The following is a 1446-nucleotide window of genomic DNA, read 5'->3' as shown; positions in this document are numbered from 1 at the left end:
GTCCACCGCATCGCGGTCCCCGGAGCCGACGAACGGCACGGCGGCGAGCGCGGCGGCCCGGACCGCATCGGCGAACCCGTCTGCGAGCGCCGGGTCGAGCACGGCGTCCGCGGCCGCGCGGTCGACGTCGGAGGGCCCTGCGTCCTGTGTCACGACTCAATCCTGCCGCGCGAGGCGCGACATCCGGCACCCCTTGCGTCATCGCACCTGAGGCGGACTCGACACGTCGGTAGACTCGTGCCGATCCCACTCACCTCCGAAGGAGCAAGGTATGCCCATCGCAACGCCCGAGCAGTACGCCGAGATGCTCGACACCGCCAAGGCCAAGGGTTTCGCCTTCCCGGCGTTCAACGTCTCGAGCTCGCAGACGCTGAACGCGGTGCTGCAGGGCCTGACCGAGTCGGGTTCCGACGGCATCATCCAGGTCACCACCGGTGGAGCGGACTACTTCGCCGGCCACACGGTCAAGGCCCGCGCCACCGGCGCGCTCGCCTTCGCGAAGTTCGCACACGAGGTCGCGAAGTCGTACCCCGTGACCGTCGCGCTCCACACCGACCACTGCCCGAAGAACGCGCTCGACGACTTCGTGTACCCGCTGATCGCCGCCTCGGAGGAGGAGGTCAAGGCCGGTCGGAACCCGATCTTCCAGTCGCACATGTGGGACGGCTCGGCCGTGCCGCTCGAGGAGAACCTCGAGATCGCCAAGGAGATCCTCCCGAAGCTCAAGAACATCAACGCCATCCTCGAGGTCGAGATCGGCGTCGTCGGCGGCGAGGAGGACGGCGTCAAGCACGAGGGCTCGAACGAGGCGCTCTACACGACCCTGAACGACGCCGTCGCCGCCGTCGAGGCGCTCGGCCTGGGCGAGCAGGGCCGCTACATGGCCGCCCTCACGTTCGGCAACGTGCACGGCGTCTACAAGCCGGGCAACGTCAAGCTCCGCCCGGCGCTGCTCAAGGAGATCCAGGACGGCCTTGCCGCCAAGTACGGCACCGGCGACAAGCCGCTCGACCTCGTCTTCCACGGCGGCTCGGGCTCGACCGACGACGAGATCGCCGAGGCCGTCGCCAACGGCGTCGTCAAGATGAACATCGACACCGACACGCAGTACGCGTTCACGCGCTCGATCGCGGGCTACATGTTCAGCAACTACGACGGCGTGCTCAAGGTCGACGGCGAGGTCGGCAACAAGAAGCAGTACGACCCGCGCGCGTGGGGCAAGGTGGCCGAGTCGGCCATGGCGGTCCGCGTCGGCGAGTCCACCCGCCAGCTCGGCTCCGCCGGCAACTCGCTCACGGCGTAGGGCGACGGATGACGCAGGACGAGGCCGCTCGGCACGACACGCAGGGGCGCGGCGCCGACGACGGCGCCGCTCCCCCGCCGCGCGACGAGCGGCCTCGCCCGCAGTACGGCGAGTACGCCCCCGAGGGCTGGTCGTGGCAGCCG

At 69.8% G+C, this 1446-nt stretch carries 1 protein-coding gene; it reads left to right on the top strand.

The genetic code is table 11. From position 1 onward, the window contains the following. Positions 1-271 precede the first annotated feature (271 nt). Entirely contained in the window at positions 272-1303 is a 1032-nt protein-coding gene (fbaA, locus tag ESO86_RS16925) for a class II fructose-bisphosphate aldolase (protein WP_129235957.1), read from the top strand. Positions 1304-1446: the final 143 nt, after the last annotated feature.

It is taken from the genome of Agromyces binzhouensis (assembly GCF_004135055.1).
GTDB lineage: Bacteria > Actinomycetota > Actinomycetes > Actinomycetales > Microbacteriaceae > Agromyces > Agromyces binzhouensis.
Note: the sequence above shows the minus strand (reverse complement) of the source record. Positions and strands in the feature narration are given on the sequence as shown.